This is a genomic window from Natrinema sp. 1APR25-10V2, from assembly GCF_031626495.1.
GTDB lineage: Archaea > Halobacteriota > Halobacteria > Halobacteriales > Natrialbaceae > Natrinema.
Map to the genome: position 1 here is coordinate 301,648 of NZ_JAMQOJ010000007.1, position 20,549 is coordinate 322,196.

Genomic DNA, 20,549 nt, shown 5'->3' on the forward strand with positions numbered 1-20,549 from the left:
TCGTGGTACGGCTGGGCGGATCATGGCAGACGACACGAACGATACCGACCGAACCGACTCAGACGATCGATCGTCCGTGCCGCATCGCGGGAACGGATTTTCCAGACGAACCGTTCTCGGGGGCATGACAGGACTGGCCGCGATGGGTGTCGGGAGCGCGGTTGGGAGTGCAACGACTTCCTCCTCGGTTCCGAAGCCGACCGTCGAGGGGCCGGTCGAAGGCGGGAGCCAAACCGGTGGACCGCTGCTCGCAGCGCCGCACGACCTCGAGTCGTACGGCTACGTCGAGGAGGAGTACTTCATCGCGGGCGAGGCGCGCCACGACGACTACTTCGTCGACGGTGAGCAAACGGGGACGACGGCCGAGTACAAGACGCGCGTGCTCGTTTATCGGCCAAAACGCCGCACGGACTTCAACGGCACCGTCACCGCTGAATGGCTGAACTCAGCACGCAGATGGACGCGCCCGTCGCATGGCCGAACGCTTACGACTCGCTGATGCGCAACGGGACCGCAGTCGCGCTCGTCTCGGCCCAGAAAGTCGGCGTCGACGATTCGCGGACCGGTCGAGATCTGGTGAGCTGGGACTCCGAACGATACGGGAGCCTTGCCCACCCTGGCGACCGGTACGCGCTCGACATCTTCGCTCAGGCGATCACCGCTCTCAGGCCCCGCGGCCTGGATCGCTGGAGCAGGGAGACCGATCCGATGGGGAACCTCCGGCCCGATCACGCCCTGGCGACCGGCCATTCGCAGTCGGCGTTTTTCCTGCTCCGGTACATCAACATGGTCGCGCCCGAATACGGCCTCGTCGACGGCTTCGTTCCGGCCGGGAGCCCGCTCACGACCGCGCGAGCCGACCTCGCACCGATCCTCTGGCTCAACAGCGAGGACGAGGCGACGGGCTTCGACACCGATATCGGTCAGGGAGACGACAGCCAGGGAGACATCCCGCAGGGAGAGATCGACTTCCCCTCGACGGGATTAAACCTCGAGGATGCCCGGCCCGGCCCACGGGACGACGAAGGGCTGTTCAAGCTCTGGGAGGTCGCCGGCACGTCGCACGTCAACACCTGGCTCCGGGAATGGACTGCGGCAGTCAGCCGTCGCGATTTTCAGGGAGAGAACGCAAACCGGGATCCGAAGCGGGCCGGCAACTACGGCCAGCGCCCGGCGGACACTCTCGGCGAGTGCGGGTACAACTACTTCCCGGCGCGATTCGGGTGGCGCGCGGCCTTAGAACAGCTTCGCGAGTGGGTCGCCCGCGGCGACGAACCGCCGTGGGCCGACCGGCTCGACCGTACCATCGACGACGAGGGGAACGTCGTTCTGGAGCGCGACGAGTACGGCAACGCGGAAGGCGGCCTCCGGCTGCCGCCGATCGACGTTCCGGTGGCGACCTACGAGGCGGTCCCCTGTGATCTCTTCGGGCGGACGGTACAGCTAAACGACGCGACGCTGTCGGAACTCTACCCGTCCCACGACGCATACGTCGACGACCTCAAAGCGGCGAGCGCGACGGCCGTCGGCCGCGGCCACATGCTGGCGCGTGACGCCCGCACGCTCCTCGCTCGGGCCAGGGCCTCGGACATCGGGAAGTAGGAACTGACCGCTCCGGTCGACCGGGGACGGGCCGAGATTCGGGAAAGCCGAGAACGGTGGTCAGTCGTCGGCCGGCGCAGCGCGAGAGGTCAACTCGACGGGGTCGGCGTCGACCTCGAGTTCGTCCAGCGCGACCTGGGCGGCGCGCTTGCCGGAGACGAGCATGGCACCGAACGTCGGTCCCATCCGCGGCAGGCCGTAGGTCGTCGCGGTCGCCATGCCGGTCGCGATGAGACCGTCGTGGACGAGACCGGTGTGTTCGACGACGGCGTCCTCGGACTTACCGACCCACATCGAGTCGTGGCCCGGCGAGTCGTGACCAGGTGCGCCGTAGCTGTCGTCGCCGGTCTGGTCCATCCCCGTCGCGGATTCCTCGGCGTCGGCGATGCCGGGGGCGTCGAGCACGCCGCGTTCGTCGAGTTTCTTGACGGCCATCGCGTCGTGACCCGTGGCGTCGATGACCAGGTCGGCCTCGACGGCGATGGGATCGACGCAGGTGATCTCGCGGGGCAGCGCGTGGACCGGCGTCCAGTTCATGACGATCCCCGAGACCTTGTGGTCCTCGCGGATGACGATGTCGGTGAACTCGGTCATGTTCTGCATCTTCGCGCCGGCGTCGCAGGCGGCTTTTATCAGCCCGGAACAGGCCTCGGGGCCGTTCGCGATGTAAAGCCCTTCGCTGTCTTGCGATTGTTTGTACGATACCTCGAGTTCGTCGAGAACCTGCTGGGCCGGGTCGCGGACCGTCACCTTGTTCATGAGGAAGCCGCCGAGCCAGAAGCCGCCGCCGAGGTAGTTGTTCTTCTCGACGACCATCGTCTTGACGCCGCGCTCGGAGAGTTCCTTCGCCGCGGTCAGCCCCGAGGGGCCGCCGCCGACGATGATCACGTCCGAATCCGAGAAGTCCATGAACTCCTCGGTCCACTCCTGTCCGATCGCGCGGGTGACGTCGGCTTCGCCGACCTGACTGAACTGCTCGAAGTCGCTCATACAACTAGGTGGTATCATCAGGTGGTGTTAAGTCTGTTACGGTCGCCAGGCGACGCGTATCAACGTTCGTGAGGGTACTCGCACTGCTTGAAGTCAGTAAACGCGCCACCACTCACTCGATCGAATCGACTGGTCGCTGTGTCCGATCGCTGGGAGTGATCGAAGGGTCGGTCGATCCCTCGAGTCGGCCGGTGAACCGCGGCTGGCCGCTCAGTCGTCGACGAATTCCCGGTCGCCGTCGCCGGCGGCGGTTCGATCGTCGCGAGCGAGGTCGCCGCGGTCTGCCTCCCCTTCGTCGTCGATGACGACGTCGGTCCAGGTTCCCAGCCGGAACCAGACGACGGCCACGACGAACGAGGCGACCATCCCGAAGACGAGCGCCCACCAGATGCCCTCGACGCCCCAGCCGAGGCCGGCGACCGTCACGCCGACCACGGGGACGGTCGCGGTCCACGAGAAGGCCAGCACGATCACGAGCGGGAACCGGAAGACCCACCGCGAGAGGATCGAGAGGACCATCGCCTCGCGCGTGTTGCCGGCTCCGCGGAACGCGCCCTGGATGACCATGACGCCGGCGAAGGGTGCCCAGAAGAGGGTCGTGATCCGCAGGAAGACGACGCCCTCGGCGATCACGGCGGGATCGGCGACGAAGATCCGGATCGCGGCCGCCGGGAACGCGAACAGGACGGCCGCGACGACGAAGATGAGCGCCATCGTCGCCGCGGTGGCCGTTCGCGCGACGGCGGCGGCGCGATCGGGCGTCTCCGCGCCGAGGTTCTGGCCGACGCCGGTCGCGGTCGCCTGGCCGACCGCACCCGCGACGGCCCACGTCACCGACATCAGCCGGACGCCGATCCCGAACGCCGCGGTGGGCGCAGCCCCGAACCGTGCGACGAAGCCGGCCATCGCGACCGCCGCGAAACTGCGCGCCCAGCCGTCGAGCGTGGCCGGCGTGCCGATCTCGAGCAACCGTCGCTGCACGTCGAGATCGGGCGTCAGATCACCCGGACGGAGCCGCACGCCGAAGCGGCCGTCGAGCAGGATCGCGATCCCTGCTACAGTCGCCAACCCGCGTGAGAGGAACGTGGCGATCGCCGCTCCGCGAGTCCCCATCGCCGGAAACGGCCCCCAGCCGAGGACGAGGAACGGATCGAAGACCACGTTGAGGCCGGCCGAGACGAACACGAGCCACATCGCGGTCTTCGTATCGCCCGCGCCCTGCAGCGAGGCCCGGAAGGCGAAAAAGAGGAACGTGAACGGCAGCGCGAGGAAGATCACCTCGATGTAGGCGAGCGCCTCGACGAACACCTGCCCGCGAGCGCCGATTAGCGTCAGCAACGGCCGCCGAGCGGCGAAGCCCAGCACCGCGAGGGCACTCGAGACGGCGAGCGTGAGCAGGATCGTCTGCGCGACGACGCGGTCGGCCGTCCGGTCGTCGCCCGCGCCGACGTGCTGGGAGACCAGCGCGATGGTGGCGGCGGTGATCCCCATCGCGGTCGAGACGAACAGCCACGAGAGGGGGAACATCAGCGAGACGGCGGCGACGGCGTCGCTGCCGACGCGGCCGACCCAGAACATATCGGCCAGGTTGTAGACGGTCTGGAGGAGGTTCCCCAGGACCAGCGGCCACGCGAGTCGGAGGAGCTTCGGGGAGATGGCCCCCGTCGTCATGTCGACGCGCTTGCGCTCGGGATCCGTCGCTGCCACGAGATCTCGTGTGTGAGTCTCAGACAGACACAGTAAAAGGGATCGGCTCGCGGGAGCCGTTGCCGGTTCCGGAGCCGACGATGCTCATCCGTTTCTGGCGATGATTCCGCGCCGCTCGCGGATCCAGTCGATCAGCTAGCTCGGCCGTTCTATCGAGATCTCGTCTGTCTGACCCGTCTTCGACCGGTAGCTGCGGTAGGTGCCGATCCCCGGCAACCGGTTGACGATGCGCCGCCGACGGTTGCCGGTGGAGAGGGCTACCGGAACGGCGACGATCAGAACCACGGCAAGGGCGATCCCGATCGAGACGAGGCCGACGAAGGAGGCGACGAAGACGAACGCGACGAGTGCGCCACCGACCAAGCGCCAGGCGCGACCGAATCCACCGAAGTTTCGTTCCATTTCGTTATTCTCCACCCCTTCTATGACTCGAGCGAGTATAAGGTGGTCGGTAACATATCGCATGATTAGTCGTCGTTCGGTCGAACCGGTTTCCGCGACCGGCGCGACAGCGACTTATCGACGTCCTCGCACGCGCCTGCGCGACGCCCGACCGCACGCACACCCGCGCTGTCGTCCGGTTTTGGCGAAAGCGTTATCAGATGCTCAATCGTACCGGGCGACGATGAACGATACTCGTCCGCGACAGCGGCCGGGCGCTCGAGGACCCGGAGGTGAGCCGCGGTGGAGCTGATTATCACGGAGAAGGACAACGCGGCCCGCCGGATCGCCGACATCCTGAGCGGCGGGACGTACGACTCGAGTCGCGAGAACGGCGTCAACGTCTACGAGTGGGGCGGCAAGCGCTGCGTGGGGCTGTCGGGCCACGTCGTCGGCGTCGACTTCCCGTCGGAGTACTCCGACTGGCGGGACGTCGAGCCGGTCGAACTGATCGATGCGAGCGTCGAGAAGACGGCGACCCAGGAGAACATCGTCGCGACGCTGCGACTCCTCGCGCGCCGCGCGGAGCGCGTCACGATCGCGACCGACTACGACCGCGAGGGAGAGCTGATCGGCAAGGAAGCCTACGACATCGTCCGCGAGGTCGACGAGGAGGTGCCGATCCGCCGCGTGCGGTTCTCCTCGATCACGGAGAACGAGGTCCAGAACGCGTTCGACGAGCCCGACGAGTTGGACTTCGACCTCGCAGCGGCGGGCGAGGCCCGACAGATCATCGACCTCGTCTGGGGGGCCGCGCTCACGCGCTTCCTCTCGCTCTCCGCCGGCCAATTAGGCAACGACTTCATCTCCGTCGGCCGGGTACAGTCGCCGACGCTGAAGCTGATCGTCGACCGCGAGCGCGAGATCGAGGCCTTCGACCCCGAGGACTACTGGGAGCTCTTTGCGGACCTCGCAAAGCACGAGGGCGATTCGACCCCCTTCGAAGCCCAGTACTTCTACCGCGACGAGGACGACAACGAGGCCGAGCGAATCTGGGAGGAGGCGGTCGCCGACGAGGTCTACGACACACTCGCCGACCGCGACAGCGCGACCGTCGTCGACGTCAACCGGCGGACCCGCACCGACGCGCCACCTGAACCGTTCAACACGACCCAGTTCATCCGCGCGGCCAGCGCGATCGGCTACTCCGCGAAACGGGCGATGTCGATCGCCGAGGATCTCTACACCGCCGGCTACATCACCTACCCGCGGACCGACAACACCGTCTACCCCGACGATCTCGACCCCGAGGAGTTGCTCGACGACTTCGTCGGCCACAACACGCTCGGCGACTCGGCCGAGTCGCTGCTCGAGGCCGACGAGATCGTTCCGACGGAAGGCGACGAGGAGACGACCGACCATCCGCCGATCCACCCGACCGGAGAGATCCCGAGCCGGGGCGACGTGAGCGACGACGAGTGGGAAGTGTTCGAACTCGTCGTCCGGCGGTTCTACGCGACCGTCGCCGACGCCGCGAAGTGGGAACACCTCAAAGTCGTCGCCGAGGTCGACGACTACCGGCTCAAGGCCAACGGCAAGCGGCTGGTCGAGCCCGGCTATCACGACGTCTATCCGTACTTCTCCACGACGGAGAACTACGTCCCCGACGTGGACGAGGGCGAGGAGCTGGCGCTTTCCGACGTCGAACTCGAGGCCAAGCAGACCCAGCCGCCGCGCAGATACGGCCAGTCGCGGCTCATCGAGACGATGGAGGAGATGGGGATCGGAACGAAGTCGACCCGCCACAATACCTTAGAGAAGCTCTACGACCGGGGCTACATCGAAGGCGATCCGCCGCGGCCGACGAAGCTCGCGATGGCAGTCGTCGACGCGGCCGAGAACTACGCCGACCGCGTCGTCAGCGAGGAGATGACGGCCCAGCTCGAGGCCGACATGGACGCCATCGCCAGCGGCGAGGCCGACCTGTCGGAGGTGACCGACGAGTCCCGGGAGATGCTCGAGGACATCTTCGCGAGTTTGGCCGATTCCCGCGAGGAGATCGGCGACCACCTCAAGAAGTCGCTGAAAGACGACAAGCGACTCGGGCCGTGTCCCGAGTGCGGCGAGGACCTGCTCGTGCGCCGGAGCCGCCACGGCTCCTACTTCATCGGCTGTGACGGCTACCCCGACTGCGAGTACACCCTGCCGCTGCCCTCGACGGGGAAACCGCTGATCCTCGAGACCGAGTGCGAGGACCACGGCCTGAACGAGGTCAAGATGCTCGCTGGCCGGCAGACGTTCGTCCACGGCTGTCCGCTCTGCAAGGCCGAGGACGCCGGCGAGGGGCCGATCATCGGCGACTGTCCCGAGTGCGGTGAGGAACACGGGGGCGAACTCGCGATCAAGACCCTCCAGAGCGGCTCCCGGCTGGTGGGCTGTACGCGCTATCCCGACTGCGAGTACTCGCTGCCCCTGCCCCGACGCGGCGAGATCGAGGTCACCGACGAGTACTGCGACGAGCACGACCTGCCCGAACTCGTCGTCCATAGCGGCGACGAGCCGTGGGAGCTCGGCTGTCCGATCTGCAACTACCAGGAGTTCCAGGCCCGCGAGAGCGAGTCGGGCTCCGATCTCGAGGCGCTCGACGGCGTCGGAGCGAAGACCGTGGAAAAGCTGGCTGCGGCGGGGATCGAGGACCTCGAGGACCTGACCGAGGCCGATCCCGACGCCGTCGCGGACGACGTCGACGGTATCAGCGCCGATCGCGTCCGGAGTTGGCAGGCGAAGGCCTAGACTCGATTCTCCATCTGTTGTACACCCTCGGAGAGCGTCTGGCGTTTGAAGTACATCGCTTCGACCGCGAAGACCGCCACGGCGATGACGACGACCAGCCAGAAGACGGCGGGAAGCTGCGAGTAGAGGTACCACGTCAGCATCACGAAGAACGCGGCCGAGCCGATCGCGCCGAGCACCGGCGGAATCGGATTGACGTCGACCTCGTCGGAGTCGCGCACCGACAACGCCAGCACGCTCATCGCGCCGAAGACGACGATGAAGGCCAGCGAGGCGAACTCCACGACGGCCTCGAGGCTGCCGAGGACGGTGAAGGCGGCCGTCAAAAGGCCGATGACGATCACGGTTCGCTTCGGGGCGGCGTCTGCGTCCGGATCGCCCATCTCGTGGGGGAGGATGTCGTCGCCGATCAGGTTCTTCGCGAAGATGGACTCGCTGAACAGCGTCGAGTTGATCGCGCTGGCCGTCGAGATGAGGCCGGCGATCCCGACGGCGAGCGCGAGCCACTTCGAGATGAGCAGGGCGCCGTAGAGCAGCGCCGGCTCGGGCTGGGCGGCGATCACCTCCTCGGGCAGCAGCGTCGTGATCACGAACCCGACGAGGATGTAGATGATCGCCGCGATCGGGATCGAGATGAACACGCCCTTCCCGAGGGTCTCGTCCGGATCGTCGAACTGTTCCTGATCGTAGAACAGCAGCTGCCAGCCCTCGAAGGAAACGAAGCCCACCGAGGCGGCGATGACGGGATTGAGCCCGAGTTCGGCGAGGCCGGACTGTAACTGGAAGTTCGCCGCACCGTACCAGAGCCCGATGAGGCCGAACACTGCGATGATCCCCGCCTGGACGAACACCAGATACCGTTCGACCGCCGCCGACGAGCCCGCGCCCAAGAGGTTCAATCCCACGAAGAGAGCGAGGATGCCGACCGAGAGGAACTGCCGGACCGGCAGCCCCCAGACGTATTCGACCCCGATCAGCATCCGGCCGTACATTCCGAACGCGTAGGCGTACATCGCCATCGTCCCGATGTAGCCGACGACGAGCGTCCAGCCGACCACGCCCGCCACGGTCGATCGCCCCGTGAGTTCCTCGATGTACGTGACCGAGCCGCCGTTGCTGTCGGTCGCGTCGTTCAACTTGATATAGGAGTATGCACAGCAGAAGACGACGACGGTCGCCAGGGAGTAGGCGAACCACGTCAGGATCCCCGCGGCGGCGACGACGATGCCGATCGCCGCGTAAATGCCGCCGCCGACGATGCCGCCCACGCCCAGCGCGACCGCCGTTCCGACGCCGAACCCGCCGCTCTCATCCCCGTCGCCGCCGTCACCACTTCCACCGCCGTTCTCGCCGCCGTTTCCGTTCGAACTCATGAGTCCGACCTCACTCTGGCGACCTCGTCACCCGCTGCGAGCCGTGGATTGACCTTCGCGATCGGATGAACGCGGAAGTTCTCGAGGCCCGCGTCCACGGCGAAACTGTTCTCGAACGAGCAGATCGGGAGGCAGACCCGATCCTCGAGCAGCCGCGTGATCGCAGCCTCGTAGAGCCGTCGTCGGCGCTCGCGGTTCGTCGTCTCTCGGGCCGCCGAGAGCCGCTCCATGACCGCGTCCTCGCGGTAAAAGGTCCCGTTGGTCACGCCGGCCGCGTTCTCGTGAAACGCCGGATAGAGGTGCGAGTCCGGATCGGGCGTGCCGCTGATCTCGCCGACGAACACCGAGTAGTCGCGCTCGGAGCCGGAGACGTACCGCTCGAGGAACGACGTCTCGGGCACGGAGACGACGAGCGCGCCGCGGCTGGCGTCTCTGAGGCCGCCGGCCAGCGCCTCGCCGAACTCCTTGTGTTTCGGATCCATCGAGGTGAGGATGCGGAGTTGGCCGCTCGCCGCGTCGGCCTCGCGGAACAACTGACGGGCGCGTTCGGTGTTCTTCTCGTTGGCGAGCGCCGCCCACTCCTCGGTCGGCATGTCCCACTCGTCCGCGACCTGTGGGGGTAGCGGTCCGTACTGCCGCTGTCCCATCGGTTCGACGAACTCCGAGACCGCCTTCTCGAGGTCGATGCAGTAGCTGATCGCCTCCCGTACCTTGGGGTCGGTCGTCGGCCCCTCGTTCAGGTTGAATCCGAAGTAAAACGACGTGTACCCCCGTCGGCGCTTCACCGACGCGTTCGCGACGTCGCTGACGTGAGCGACGATCGTCGGCGAGACCGGCTCGATGGCGTCGTTGCGGTTCGTCCGCAGGCTCGACAGCTGTGTCATCGGGAACTCGACGTACGCCACCGTGAGCCGTCCGATCGCGGGCGTCGGCTCGTCCCAGTAGTCGTCCCAGCGGCGCAGCGTGGCCTTCTTCTCCTCGCTGAACGACACCGCCTCGAACGGACCGGCGCCGATCGGATCGGTCGCGAACGCCTCCGGATCGTCCTCCCGCTCCTGTCGAGGGACGATCGGCTGCGTGAGCGCGTGCTCGAGCGCCGGATACGGCTCCGCGAGCGTGAATCGAACGGTGCGCTCGTCGACGGCCTCGACCGAGTCGAACGGGCTCACCCGCCACGCCGTCGGCGCGTCCTCCTCGAGCGGCGCGGTAAACGAGTAGACCACGTCGTCGGCGACCACCTCGCGGTCGTTGTGGAACCGCGCACTGTCCTCGAGTTCGACGACGACCTCGCGGCGATCGTTCTCGAATTGGGGCTCGCCGGCCGCGAGTTTGGGAACGGTATCGATCCCCTCGCCGTACTCGTAGAGGCCGTCGAACACCCGTCCGATCGCCTGCTCGGAGCCGATTGATATCGCGTCGAACGGATCGAGCGTGATCGGCGGGCGGAGCGTTCCGACGCGAAACGTCGGATCAGGGCCGGTCCCGAGCGTCGTCGAACAGCCAGCGAGCGCCGCCGAACTCGCGCCACTAACGGCGGCGAGCAGTTCCCGTCGCGTCGCCCCGTCCGACCGCGCGTTCGTTCCGTCGGCCATACGTTTCAGATCAACGTGATTGTCTCCGTCTCCCTCATAATTGACTCGGAGCGAGTACTCCGTCCGCGTTCGGAGCGAATCGTGTACGCTGTCGAGACGAATGAGATTAGGCGACCGGCCTGCGTCTGATGGGACGGGGCTCGCGCCCGTCTGCCGGCCGATCTGACGTTGCCGGGCGTAGGATTAACTGACTGTATCTGGAGGTGCAGTTATCAATACGACGGCGTGCGCTACGAGCACGCGTCGTGGAGCCACCATGTCAGAATCGAACGAGATCACGGACGGACCGGGGGACGGACACGACGGGCTCGAGGTCACCGTCGGAATCGAGCGACTCGAGGACTTTCTGTCGGCCGAGGACCCCGCTGTCAGGGAGTACGCGGCCGAGACGCTGGCCGACGAGGCTGCGAACAGGCCGGCCGACGTGCGCTCGGCCGTCCCGTCGCTAACCGACCGGCTCGAGGACGAGCCGGCGGTCCGGGCGCACGCAGTCGCGGCGCTGTCGGCCGTTGCGGCCGTCTATCCCGAATCGACACGGGACGGCGTGCCGTCGCTGACCGATCGGCTCGAGGGATCGACCGACGTCCGGACCGACGCGGCCGACGCGCTGGCGTCGATCGCCGCGGCCGAACCAGCCGCAGTCGCCGATTCGGCGACGGATCTCGCGGACTACGTCACCGACGACGAGGAGCGAGTGCGGATCCGAACGACGGACGCGCTGGCCTCGATCGCCGACGCAGCACCCGAACGAGTCGTTCCGGTCGCCGACGAGGTCGCGGCGGCGACCGATGACGGGACCGTCGCGGTCCGGGAGAACGCGACGGCGATCCTGGCGGCCGTCGCGTCGTCGGATCCCGACGCCGCCGTCGACGCCCTCCCCGCGCTCGAGGATCGACTCGAGGACGAACCGGCCGTCAGGAAACACGCTGCGCGAGCGATCCACGCCGTCGCGGCCGACCGTCCGTCGGCCGTCGCACCGTCGGTCGATGCGATCGCGGCGGGGCTCGACGACGACCACGACGACGTTCGAACCGATGCGGCAGCAGCGCTGGCGGCAGTCGCCGCGGCCGATCCGGACGCCGTCAACGAGGTCGTCGACGCGCTGGCCGCGACCCTCGCGGACGAGCCGGCGGTTCGCACCGAGACCGTCCGCGCGCTCCGCGACTGTGCCGAGGCGACGCCCGATGCGGTCGTGCCGGCCGTCGACGCGCTCGTCGACCGACTCGAGGACCCGCTCGAGACCGTCCGAACGCGTGCGGCCGAGACGCTCGCGACGCTGGCGGCGGCGCGGCCCGGCGCGGTCGACGTCGCCGTCGAACCGCTCGCCCGCAGACTGGGCCGCGACGAGCCGAGCGTTCGAAGCCGGGGCGTGGAAGCCATCGCCGCCGTCGCGGCGGCCGTTCCCGACGCGGTCACCCCCGTGGTCGCCGACCTCGCTTGCGTTCTCGACGACGAGGACGACGGCGTTCGGCTCGAGGCCGTCCGCGCCATCGCGGCCGTCGCGGCGGCCGATCCGGCGTCGATTCGCCCCGTGGTATCTCGGCTCGCCGACCGACTCGACGACCCCCACGAGTCGGTCCGCCACCGCGCGGCCGACGCGCTGGGCGTACTCGCGCTCGAGGACGCCGACGATCGGGAGACCGTCGCCGCGCTGGTCGACCGTCTCGAGGGGGACGACGAGTGGCTTCGCGGCGATGCGGCCCGCAGACTGGCCGACGTCGGGGAATCGCGGACCGCGGACGCGCATCCGGCGATCGGGGCGCTGGGTCGGCGACTCGAGGGCGAGCGCGCGGCGGTACGGCGGGCGGCCGCCCGCGATCTCCTTTCGATCGCAGACGAGACGCCGCGTGCCGTCCGCGCGGTCGTTCCGGCGCTCGGTGATCGGCTCGCCGACGACGACGCGAGCGTCAGGAACAACGCGGCGCTCGCGCTCGAGCGGATCGCCGAGAGCGCACCGGACGAGGTCCGACCGGCGCTTCCGGGGCTGTTCGGAGCACTCGACGACCCGGACCGCAGCGTTCGCGGGACCGTCCGCGAGACGCTCGCCTCGGTTGCCCCCGACGCGCCGGACGACCGTCGGCCGGCGGTCGCGCTGGCCGTCGACGAAACCGACGCCGACGACGAGGCGGTCCGCGTCGCGTCCTGCGAGGCGCTGGCCGTCCTCGGCCTCGAGACCGGCGGGGAAACCGAGGCCGCCGTCGGGGCCCTCTGTGACGTTCTCGTCGACCCCATCCCAGCGGTCCGCGCGGCAGCCCTCGACGCGCTCGAGGCGCTGCTCGGGGCCGACGCAGGGACGGAGCCGACCCCGTTCGCGGTCCTCGAGGCGGTCCTGACGGCCGGTGACGAGCGCGCGGCAGCGGTGGCCGCGGCGCTGGCGGACGTCGCCAGAACGGACCCGGAACTGATCGGCGCCGCCGAACCGACGTTGATCGATCGGCTGGGAGCCGCCGACGGCGGCGAACGACGGTCGCTGGCGCGTGCACTGGCGACCGCGCTCGCGGAAACGGACCGGGAGTCGGTTACGGAGCGACTGTGCGAGGGCCTCGAGTCGGGCGGCCTCGACCCGGTCGACCGCGCAGCGACCGCGGGCGAGATCGCGCGGCTGGCGGCCGCCGAGCCCGACGATGCGGCGACGGCGCGGGATCGCCTGACCGACCTCCTCCACGACGACCAGACGGCGGTCCGTGGATACGCGGCCCTCGCGCTCGGGACGCTCGCGATGACCGGCCGAGACGACGGCTCCGCGATCGGAGACGGACTCGAGGCGGTCGACGATCGGTCGTTCGACGCCGCATCGATCGTCGCCGGCGGCGAGACACCGAGCGACATCGATGGGATCAACAGCCGACTCACCGGCATGGGCCAGCGCCTCGAGGACAGTGGCGACGAGCCGTGGGCCGCCGGGCTGGCGGTCCTCGCGCTTTCGGTCCTCGCGGACCAGTCCAGGCGCCTGCGTCCGACCGGCCTCTCGAAGATCGCGGTGGGGCTCACCGACGAGAGCGCAGTCGTGCGAGCTACAGCGGGACGAACGCTCGCGACGATGGGCGACGACGATCCGAGCGGGTTCGACGCGGTGACGAGCGACCTGTGCGGGGCGCTGTCCGATCCGGACGCCGACGTTCGGGCCACCGCCGGAGCCGCGCTGGCCGAAGTCGCCGAAGTGGAGGGACTCGAGGGCGACCTCGACGCCATCGCAGCCGCACTCCGCCCGCGCCTCGCGGATCCCGACGCGCGCGTCAGGGCGGCCGCAGTCCGGACGCTGACGACGATCGAGGCCGTCGACGCGCTGCCCGCGGTCCGGCCGCTGGTCGACGACCCCGTCCCATCGGTTTCGGGCGCGGCGACGACCGCCACGGAACGCCTCGAGCACGTTCGTGACCGCGACGGGGCCGTCGATCGGGACTGGCCGATGGCCGGAACGGATCCGGCGCGAACCGGTCACGTCGCGGACGGAGAGTCGCTCGGCGGCCGACCGACGACGCAGTGGCGCGTCGAGACGGCCGGAGCCGTCGCGGCCCCACCCGCGCTGGTCGGCGACACCGCTTTCGTTGCGAGCGAGGACGGCCGCGTCGCCGCGCTGTCGCTCGAGGACGGCAGCGAGCGCTGGGGCGTCGAAACCGACGGCGCCGTCGAGACGACCCCGGCCGTGGTCGAGGACACCGTCTACGTCGGGACCGAGAACGGGGTCGACGCGCTCGCGGCCGACACGGGCGAGCGAGACTGGCGCTATCCGATCGAGGGCGGCGTTCGAACGCCACCGATCGTCGCCGACGGGACGGTTTCCGTCGCCGGCGACTCACTCCACGCGATCGATGCCGAGACTGGACAGGCGATCTGGACTGTCCCGCTCGAGGGCGTGGTCGCCGGAATCGCCGCTACCGATGGCGTCGTTTACGTCGCCTGTGAGAACCGCGTGATCGCGCTCGCGGCCGGCGACGGACGCCGGCGCTGGGAGGCCGCGCTCGAGGGCAACGGTGAGGCGCACACGCCGCCGGCGGTCGGGGACGAATGCGTCTACGTCGGCTGTGGCGACGCGCTCCTCGCGCTGTCGACAGCCGACGGCTCGTGTCGGTTCCGGTTCGAGACCGGCGATCGAATCGCTGCATCGCCGGCCGTCGCGGACGGGCACGTCTACGTCGCCAGCGCGGACGGGAGCGTCTACGCGGTCGATGGGGCCACGGCCGCCGAGCGCTGGCGCCTCGCCGTCGGCGAGGCGGCCACAGATCCGGTCGTCGTTGGCGACACCGTCTATCTCGGCACCGCCGACGGGCGTATCCGCGCGCTCTCGACCGCTGACGGGTCGCCGCGATGGACGCTCGAGTCGACTGCCGTCGGCCGGACGGCATCGATCGCGGCCGCGAACGGACGGCTCTGTCTCGGCGGAACGGGCGGACTCGCGGCGATCGGGGACGCCTCGTCGTGGACGGACTCAGTCTCGGGGCTGTTCGACCGCTTCGGAAACGGGGCTCCCTGACGTCGCGGTTCCGTTCCGACACGTTCGACGATCGGCGGCGGATATCGGCTTCCGGGATTTCCCCGGCTGCCGCGAGCGAACGAACCGCTTATCCGACGATTCGTGGAAAGGCCGAACACATGAAGGCTGTCGTTCTCGCGGCGGGTCAGGGAACTCGAATGCGACCGCTGTCGGAATCGGTGCCGAAGCCGATGCTGCCGGTCGCCGATCGACCACTCGCCGCCCACACGGTAGACGCGGCTGTCGATGCCGGAGCCGACGAGATCGTCCTCGTCGTCGGCTACGAGGCCGAAACCGTCAGGGAGTACTTCGGTTCCGCGTACCGCGGCGTCCCGGTCTCCTACGCCGTTCAGGAGGAACAGGCCGGGACGGCCGACGCGGTCAACGCCGCCCGCGACCACCTCGAGGGGCCGTTCGCCGTCCTGAACGGCGACAACCTCTACGATCCGGCCGCGATCGACCGGCTGTTCGACGCCTGCCCGGCCGTCTGTGCGATCGAGGTCGCCGAGCCCAGCAACTACGGTGTGCTCAGCACCGCCGGCACGGACGGCGAGGCCGACCGGGTGACGGAGATCGTCGAGAAGCCCGCCGATCCGCCGACGAACCTCGCCAACGCCGGCGCGTACGCCTTTCCCGCGGCGGCGCGCGAGTGGCTCGAAGTGCCCGAGAGCGAGCGGGGCGAGCACGAAATCACCGACGTCGTCGCGCGCGTCATCGACGAGTTCGCTGTCACTCCCATCACACTCGAGCGGTGGCTGGACGTGGGCCGCCCCTGGGAACTTCTCGAGGCCAACGAGTGGAAGCTCGGTGAGCTCGAGCGCCGGATCGACGGCGACGTGAGCGAGGACGCCACGCTCGAGGGCGACGTGGTCGTCGAGGCGGGCGCGACCGTCGACCCAGGCGTCGTGATCGAGGGGCCGGCCCTGATCCGCGAGGGTGCCGAAGTCGGCCCGAACGCATACGTGCGCGGTGCGACGCTGATCGGCCCGAACGCGGAAATCGGCCACGCCGTCGAGATCAAGAACAGCGTAATCTCGCGCGGCACGTCGGTCAGCCACCTCTCGTACGTCGGCGACAGCGTCCTCGGCCGGAACGTCAACTTCGGCGCGGGAACGAACGTCGCGAATCTGCGCCACGACGACGAAGATATTCGATTTACGGTCAAAGGCGAGCGCGTCTCGACGGGTCGCCGGAAGTTCGGCGTCGTCGCCGGGGATCGGGTCAAGACGGGAATCAATGCGAGTCTCTCGCCCGGGCTGAAACTCGGCACGGGGGCGACGACGCGACCGGGGGAGAGCGTCGACCGGGATCGATAACGGATCGGGCCCGAACCGGCAGCTAGCGTCGGGTCGACTTCCGTCCGACGCGACGCGGATTTTCCGGAAGCAGTTGCTCGGGCAACATCATTTAAGAAGTTGTGATAGTAGTTGGCTCGTATGTCGACGTCGACGGTTCGCGGCACGATCAGGGGGATGGGGGAGCAAGCGAATCCGGCCTTCGCGGTGGCCGTCATCGCGGTGCCACTGGCCGCGCTCGGCTACGCGGTGACGATGGGCTCGGTCCAGCAACACACCTACGTCCACGTGATGGCGGGGGTGCTCTGGACGGGGTTCGATATCTTCATCGGCACCGTGCTCGGCCCGGTGATCGGCGGCCTCGACGACGAGCAGAGTTCGGCCGTGTTCCAGCGGCTGACGCCCAAGACGGCGTTTCTGCTGCCGTCGCTGGCGTTCGTCACGATCGCTGGCGGCATCACGCTGGCCCAGCGCATCGGGATGTTTCCTCACGCTGAACCGTGGCTGGCGCTGTTTACGGCGGCGAATCTGATTCCGATCCTGCTGTTGCTGGGGTGGCGTCTCGACGCCTGGGGCGACCGGCGCTGGCAGATACCGTTCGTCCTCGCGACGGTCGGCTCGCTGGCCTGGGTCGCGCTCACGATCGGCGAGTTCGCAATGACCGAGCCCACGATCGCCGTCGCGCTCGGCATCGTCACGATCCTCTCGGTCCAGGGCTTCGGCTTTCTGCTGCCCGGCGAACTGCGGATGTACAAGGAGATGCGATCCGCCAGCCCCGACCCGTCGATCATCGCCGCCATCGGCCAGCAGAACGCCATGCTCGGCGGTGTGCAGGGCTTTTTCCAACTGCTCCTGATCCTCGACATGGTCTACCTGCGCTACGGCGGCTTCCCGTTCTGACTCGAGGACGCCGGGAGCCCTGGCTCGAGCGGTCCGAAACGAAAGGGGCGAAAGGTGGGACGAGGAGACGGATGCGGGCGTTGCGCTCGGTCCCGGGAGCCGAGCGCGTGCGACGGGCCGGAGCGACGCGCAGTGCCGGTGTAGACGTGAAAAGCGCCTGTTGCCGGCATCCAGTGAAAAGAGGTGCCGAAATAAAAAGTCAGCGGTCGACACCCGGCCGGGGTGATCGGCAGCCTACAGCCGCCGATCGCGAAGCGCCGGGAACTCCGCGCGAACCTCGGCGACCGTCGCCGGATCGATCTCGGTCGTCACCAGCGCCGGCTCGTCGCCGCTCGAGGCCAGCGAGACGCCCCACGGGTCGTAGACGCTCGAGCGGCCGAGCAGCGTGGCGTCCTCGAAGTCGCCGGCCCCGTTGATCGTGGCGACGTAGGCCTGATTCTCGATCGCGCGGGCCCGCGAAAGCGTCTTCCAGTGCTCGATACGGGGGTAGGGCCACGCGCTCGGGACGAGAACCAGTTCGACGCCGTCGTCGACCAGTCGCCGGTAGAGTTCCGGGAACCGCAGGTCGTAACAGGTCGTCACGCCGACGGTGAGGCCGCCGATCGTCGCCGTCTCGATGCGCTCGCCGGGGACGAGCAGTTCGGATTCCGCCGACTCGTAGCCGAATAGGTGATGTTTCCGATAGACGAGTCGCAGCTCACCGCTGGCGTCGAACAGCGCTGCGGTGTTGGCAAGTCCCTCGTCGGCGGGCGTGTCGACGGCCTCGGTCGCCGCCAGATCCTCGACGATGCTGCCCGCGAGGACGGCGATCTCCTTCTCGGCCGCAGCCTCACGGAGTTGGGTGAAAGTCTCGCCGTCGAACGGCTCGGCGTTGCGCGCGTAGAGGTCGAACGCGAAGTACCCGACGTTGAACAGTTCCGGAAGCGCGACGAGGTCCGCACCACGGTCGGCGGCCCGCGACACCGCCGCCAGCGCTCGGTCGACGTTCGACTCGACCTCGCCGGCCTCGACGCGTATCTGGGCGAGCGCGAGCGTGAGCCCGTCGCCGTCACCGCCGGCGTCGCCGTCGTCTCCGCCGCCTGTCTCGAGAGTCATATGCTGACAGTGGCCGCCCCACCACCGTTACTGTGTCGTCTGGAGGTGGCGCTCGAGCGCCCGCTGAAGGTTCTCGAGTTCGGAGTCCAGATTCCGCTTGAAGAACTTCTCGACGCCGGGCAGTTTACCGTCGACGACGAAGTAGTTCACGAGGCGGGCGCCGTCGTCTGTCTCGATGATCTCGTGTTCGCCGGTGACCTCCATCACTTTCGACTTCCCGACGAATTTGACGTACTCCGGTGGCGTCCGAGTGACGTCTTCGGTGTCGACGCGGACCGTCTTCCGGACGAGCGGAATGGGGAGCTCGACGTGCCAGGTGACCCGGCGGCCGTCGGGATCGTCCACGGAATACTCGTCGACGACGCTGATCGCCCGGGCCCGGTTCGACGGGTCCGCGATGAATTCCCACACCCGTTCCGGCGACGCGTCCACGTCGAACGACCGGTCGACCCGTACAGTCATGCCCGTACGTGAGCGATTGTCGGATAAAAATGCGGTGGACCGGCGGGGGTCGCCGGCTCGAGCGGCAGCGACCGGATCGGGGGTGTGCTCCGGTACGCGAGCGAGCGCTGACGTGGTGACGACGATCAGCTGATCGTGACTCGCCAGGTCGTCGACCGGGCACGACCCCATTTCTCGATGTCGACCTCGTCTGCTTTCTCCGCGAGGTGTGGCAGGCGAGCGCCGACCTGTTTCGACGAGAGTCCGATCGCGTCCGCGATGTTTTTCGCCCGGAAATACTGCTCGCCGCGGGCGGCGCTCTCGCGGAGGTACGAGATGATCTGTCGCTCTTCGTCGGAGTAGTCGGTCATCGTCCGTACGCTACACTAGGGGACCGTCGGTCTTAACTCTTAACGGCTAACAGTACAGGTTCGTCGCTACTCGAGTCGTGTATCCGGAGACGACAGTGGCGAACCGAGACCGACGCGAGCCCGTCGGCGTCAGTCCCAGTAGAGGTGGATGCCGACGACCGCCAGCGAGCTAAAGAGAACGGCGGCGGCGAAGCCCCAGGCGGCCGTGACATCGGGTGCGCCGGTCAGCATCAACAGCGCGCCGATCACCGCGAGTGCGCTCAGTGCGAGCGCCAGTCCAACGCCCTTGTCCGTCGATTCGGATTGCGTAGCCATGCTCGGGCGTTGTGTGTGGGGTCTCTTAACTTCACTCATTCCTGACCGATCCGTCGAGCGATGGCCGATCCTCGAGACGCGGATCGGATGCCGGGACCGTGTTGCGGGCGCCGTGTCACTTGATCGTCGTGTGCTCGGACTCCTCGTTGAGCGCGAGGTTGGCCGCGATCTCGGCGTTTCGCATGGCGTACTGAGCGGTCTGCTGGAGGCTGACGAGCACCTCGCGGATGCGAAGCAGGTCCTCGTTGTCCATCTCCGGCAGTTCCGTGAGGATCTCCTGCTCGAGGTCGGAAATGTCGTGGAACAGCGACCGGACCTCGTTGGACTTGTTGTAGTCGCGTTCGACGGCCGCCTCGACGGCTCTCGAGGTAATTTCGTCGACGAGATCGTTCAGCTCCCGGATGTCACGCATCACCGAGCTGTCGACGTTGAGAGAGTGGCCTTCCGTCTCGATGACGATCTCGGCGATGTCCTCGGCGTTGTCGGCGGTCAGCTCGAGGTTCTTCGCGATCGAGCGGTAGCCGATCAGCGGGAAGCCGCTGTTGAGACCGACTGCGCGGGCGAGGTTCGGGTTCTGGTAGGCCGTGAAGATCAGTCGCAGCAGGAGGACGAAGATTTTGTTCGCCTGCCGTTCCCGGTTCAGGGCGCGCTGGGCCAGATCGGGGTTGCCGTGGGCCAGCGCCTTGATCCCCTCGCCGCGCATCGTCTGGCCGGTCCGTTCTAAGCGCTCGAGCAGGTTGTCGAGGGTGAAGTCCTCGGGGTCGACCGAACAGCGGATCGAGATGCTCTCGGGGGTCTCCTCGATGACGCCCAGTCCCATCAGCTGGGTTTCGGCCTGATAGACCGCGTTGATGTGGTCGGACTCGAGGGCGCCGTCTTCGCGCTCGATGCGGATGATGCGTCGTCCGAGGACGTACTGTGCGACGATCGCGCGCTCGACGGCGTCGGCGTCGAGATCGTCGGTGTGGATGATCGCTTCCGTTTCCTCCGTACTCGCGGACTCGGGCATCACGGTCAGCGTGCCCTTGCCGCTCGTCCGTAACGACACTTCGTCGCCCTTCTCGACGCCGTGCTCGGATGCCCACTCCGCGGGGAGCGTCATCGCGAGCGTCGACGGACCGAGTCGTTGCACTTTCCGCGTTTCCATATCCCCCTCTATGATCGACCCGACCTTAATCTTGACTATATGGTCATTATATATCGTCGCATCGTTATATGGT

16 protein-coding genes are annotated in these 20,549 nt (G+C 68.0%); 6 read left to right on the forward strand and 10 right to left on the reverse strand.

Translation table 11 applies throughout. From position 1 onward, the window contains the following. Positions 1-124: 124 nt before the first annotated feature. Both NDO75_RS22035 and NDO75_RS22040 read left to right on the forward strand, forming a co-directional pair. The gene (locus NDO75_RS22035) at positions 125-499 is read left to right on the forward strand and encodes an alpha/beta hydrolase domain-containing protein (protein WP_310908768.1); all 375 of its coding nucleotides are present in this window, start codon (positions 125-127) and stop codon (positions 497-499) included. Beyond that, on the forward strand, positions 436-1,602 hold the full coding sequence (locus NDO75_RS22040) for an alpha/beta hydrolase domain-containing protein (protein WP_310908769.1): 1,167 nt from the start codon (positions 436-438) through the stop codon (positions 1,600-1,602). The genes NDO75_RS22035 and NDO75_RS22040 overlap by 64 nt, the downstream gene beginning before the upstream one ends. A gap of 60 nt (positions 1,603-1,662) precedes the next feature. Here the strand turns inward: NDO75_RS22040 and NDO75_RS22045 are convergent, their stop codons facing one another. The 3 genes from NDO75_RS22045 to NDO75_RS22055 all read right to left on the reverse strand — a co-directional run bounded on the left by NDO75_RS22045 (position 1,663) and on the right by NDO75_RS22055 (position 4,701). Beyond that, complete coding sequence (locus NDO75_RS22045) at positions 1,663-2,592, reverse strand: sulfide-dependent adenosine diphosphate thiazole synthase (protein ID WP_310908770.1); 930 nt, start codon at positions 2,590-2,592, stop codon at positions 1,663-1,665. Positions 2,593-2,802: 210 nt separating this feature from the next. After that, positions 2,803-4,299, reverse strand: coding sequence for an MATE family efflux transporter (locus NDO75_RS22050; RefSeq protein ID WP_310908771.1), 1,497 nt, complete (start codon positions 4,297-4,299; stop codon positions 2,803-2,805). A gap of 135 nt (positions 4,300-4,434) precedes the next feature. After that, positions 4,435-4,701, reverse strand: coding sequence for a hypothetical protein (locus tag NDO75_RS22055; RefSeq protein WP_310908772.1), 267 nt, complete (start codon positions 4,699-4,701; stop codon positions 4,435-4,437). 282 nt (positions 4,702-4,983) lie between these two features. On the opposite strand from NDO75_RS22055, the gene NDO75_RS22060 reads away from it, so the two are divergent. After that, the gene (locus tag NDO75_RS22060; RefSeq protein WP_310908773.1) at positions 4,984-7,473 is read left to right on the forward strand and encodes a DNA topoisomerase I; all 2,490 of its coding nucleotides are present in this window, start codon (positions 4,984-4,986) and stop codon (positions 7,471-7,473) included. Here the strand turns inward: NDO75_RS22060 and NDO75_RS22065 are convergent. Together NDO75_RS22065 and NDO75_RS22070 are read right to left on the reverse strand one after the other, a co-directional pair. Then, entirely contained in the window at positions 7,470-8,846 is a 1,377-nt protein-coding gene (locus NDO75_RS22065) for an APC family permease (protein WP_310908774.1), read from the reverse strand. The two genes, NDO75_RS22060 and NDO75_RS22065, sit on opposite strands and share 4 nt — an antisense overlap. Continuing rightward, a complete protein-coding gene (locus NDO75_RS22070; RefSeq protein WP_310908775.1) occupies positions 8,843-10,438 on the reverse strand; it encodes an ABC transporter substrate-binding protein in 1,596 nt (531 codons plus the stop codon). Before NDO75_RS22070 ends, NDO75_RS22065 begins: the two co-directional genes overlap by 4 nt. Positions 10,439-10,694: 256 nt before the next feature. Between NDO75_RS22070 and NDO75_RS22075 the strand changes: the two genes are divergently transcribed. The 3 genes from NDO75_RS22075 to NDO75_RS22085 all read left to right on the forward strand — a co-directional run bounded on the left by NDO75_RS22075 (position 10,695) and on the right by NDO75_RS22085 (position 17,107). Continuing rightward, positions 10,695-14,912 carry a sister chromatid cohesion protein PDS5 gene (locus NDO75_RS22075; RefSeq protein WP_310908776.1) on the forward strand — a complete coding sequence of 1,406 codons (4,218 nt, stop codon included), beginning with the start codon at positions 10,695-10,697 and terminating at the stop codon, positions 14,910-14,912. A 119-nt stretch (positions 14,913-15,031) separates the two neighbouring features. After that, positions 15,032-16,228: a bifunctional sugar-1-phosphate nucleotidylyltransferase/acetyltransferase gene (gene glmU / locus NDO75_RS22080; protein WP_310908777.1), complete on the forward strand. Its 1,197-nt coding sequence runs from the start codon at positions 15,032-15,034 to the stop codon at positions 16,226-16,228. A 156-nt stretch (positions 16,229-16,384) separates the two neighbouring features. Next, complete coding sequence (locus tag NDO75_RS22085; RefSeq protein WP_345784918.1) at positions 16,385-17,107, forward strand: hypothetical protein; 723 nt, start codon at positions 16,385-16,387, stop codon at positions 17,105-17,107. A gap of 234 nt (positions 17,108-17,341) precedes the next feature. On the opposite strand, the gene NDO75_RS22090 is transcribed toward NDO75_RS22085, so the two are convergent. From NDO75_RS22090 to NDO75_RS22110, 5 genes are all read right to left on the reverse strand, one after another. Continuing rightward, complete coding sequence (locus NDO75_RS22090; protein ID WP_310908779.1) at positions 17,342-18,202, reverse strand: carbon-nitrogen family hydrolase; 861 nt, start codon at positions 18,200-18,202, stop codon at positions 17,342-17,344. A 27-nt stretch (positions 18,203-18,229) separates the two neighbouring features. Further along, positions 18,230-18,664: an SRPBCC family protein gene (locus NDO75_RS22095; protein WP_310908780.1), complete on the reverse strand. Its 435-nt coding sequence runs from the start codon at positions 18,662-18,664 to the stop codon at positions 18,230-18,232. Positions 18,665-18,789: 125 nt separating this feature from the next. Further along, the gene (locus NDO75_RS22100; protein ID WP_310908781.1) at positions 18,790-19,014 is read right to left on the reverse strand and encodes a hypothetical protein; all 225 of its coding nucleotides are present in this window, start codon (positions 19,012-19,014) and stop codon (positions 18,790-18,792) included. 129 nt (positions 19,015-19,143) lie between these two features. Continuing rightward, positions 19,144-19,329: a hypothetical protein gene (locus NDO75_RS22105; protein ID WP_310908782.1), complete on the reverse strand. Its 186-nt coding sequence runs from the start codon at positions 19,327-19,329 to the stop codon at positions 19,144-19,146. Between the two features lie 115 nt (positions 19,330-19,444). Beyond that, complete coding sequence (locus tag NDO75_RS22110) at positions 19,445-20,476, reverse strand: PhoU domain-containing protein (RefSeq protein ID WP_310908783.1); 1,032 nt, start codon at positions 20,474-20,476, stop codon at positions 19,445-19,447. Positions 20,477-20,549: the final 73 nt, after the last annotated feature.

Excerpts from the sequence above, each read along its gene's own strand:
- NDO75_RS22035 (WP_310908768.1), top strand. The coding sequence starts at position 125 with ATGACAGGACTGGCCGCGATGGGTGTCGGGAGCGCGGTTGGGAGTGCA.
- NDO75_RS22040 (WP_310908769.1), top strand. The coding sequence starts at position 436 with ATGGCTGAACTCAGCACGCAGATGGACGCGCCCGTCGCATGGCCGAAC.
- NDO75_RS22045 (WP_310908770.1), bottom strand. The coding sequence starts at position 2,592 with ATGAGCGACTTCGAGCAGTTCAGTCAGGTCGGCGAAGCCGACGTCACC.
- NDO75_RS22055 (WP_310908772.1), bottom strand. The coding sequence starts at position 4,701 with ATGGAACGAAACTTCGGTGGATTCGGTCGCGCCTGGCGCTTGGTCGGT.
- NDO75_RS22065 (WP_310908774.1), bottom strand. The coding sequence starts at position 8,846 with ATGAGTTCGAACGGAAACGGCGGCGAGAACGGCGGTGGAAGTGGTGAC.
- NDO75_RS22070 (WP_310908775.1), bottom strand. The coding sequence starts at position 10,438 with ATGGCCGACGGAACGAACGCGCGGTCGGACGGGGCGACGCGACGGGAA.
- NDO75_RS22075 (WP_310908776.1), top strand. The coding sequence starts at position 10,695 with ATGTCAGAATCGAACGAGATCACGGACGGACCGGGGGACGGACACGAC.
- glmU (WP_310908777.1), top strand. The coding sequence starts at position 15,032 with ATGAAGGCTGTCGTTCTCGCGGCGGGTCAGGGAACTCGAATGCGACCG.
- NDO75_RS22085 (WP_345784918.1), top strand. The coding sequence starts at position 16,385 with ATGGGGGAGCAAGCGAATCCGGCCTTCGCGGTGGCCGTCATCGCGGTG.
- NDO75_RS22090 (WP_310908779.1), bottom strand. The coding sequence starts at position 18,202 with ATGACTCTCGAGACAGGCGGCGGAGACGACGGCGACGCCGGCGGTGAC.
- NDO75_RS22095 (WP_310908780.1), bottom strand. The coding sequence starts at position 18,664 with ATGACTGTACGGGTCGACCGGTCGTTCGACGTGGACGCGTCGCCGGAA.
- NDO75_RS22100 (WP_310908781.1), bottom strand. The coding sequence starts at position 19,014 with ATGACCGACTACTCCGACGAAGAGCGACAGATCATCTCGTACCTCCGC.
- NDO75_RS22105 (WP_310908782.1), bottom strand. The coding sequence starts at position 19,329 with ATGGCTACGCAATCCGAATCGACGGACAAGGGCGTTGGACTGGCGCTC.
- NDO75_RS22110 (WP_310908783.1), bottom strand. The coding sequence starts at position 20,476 with ATGGAAACGCGGAAAGTGCAACGACTCGGTCCGTCGACGCTCGCGATG.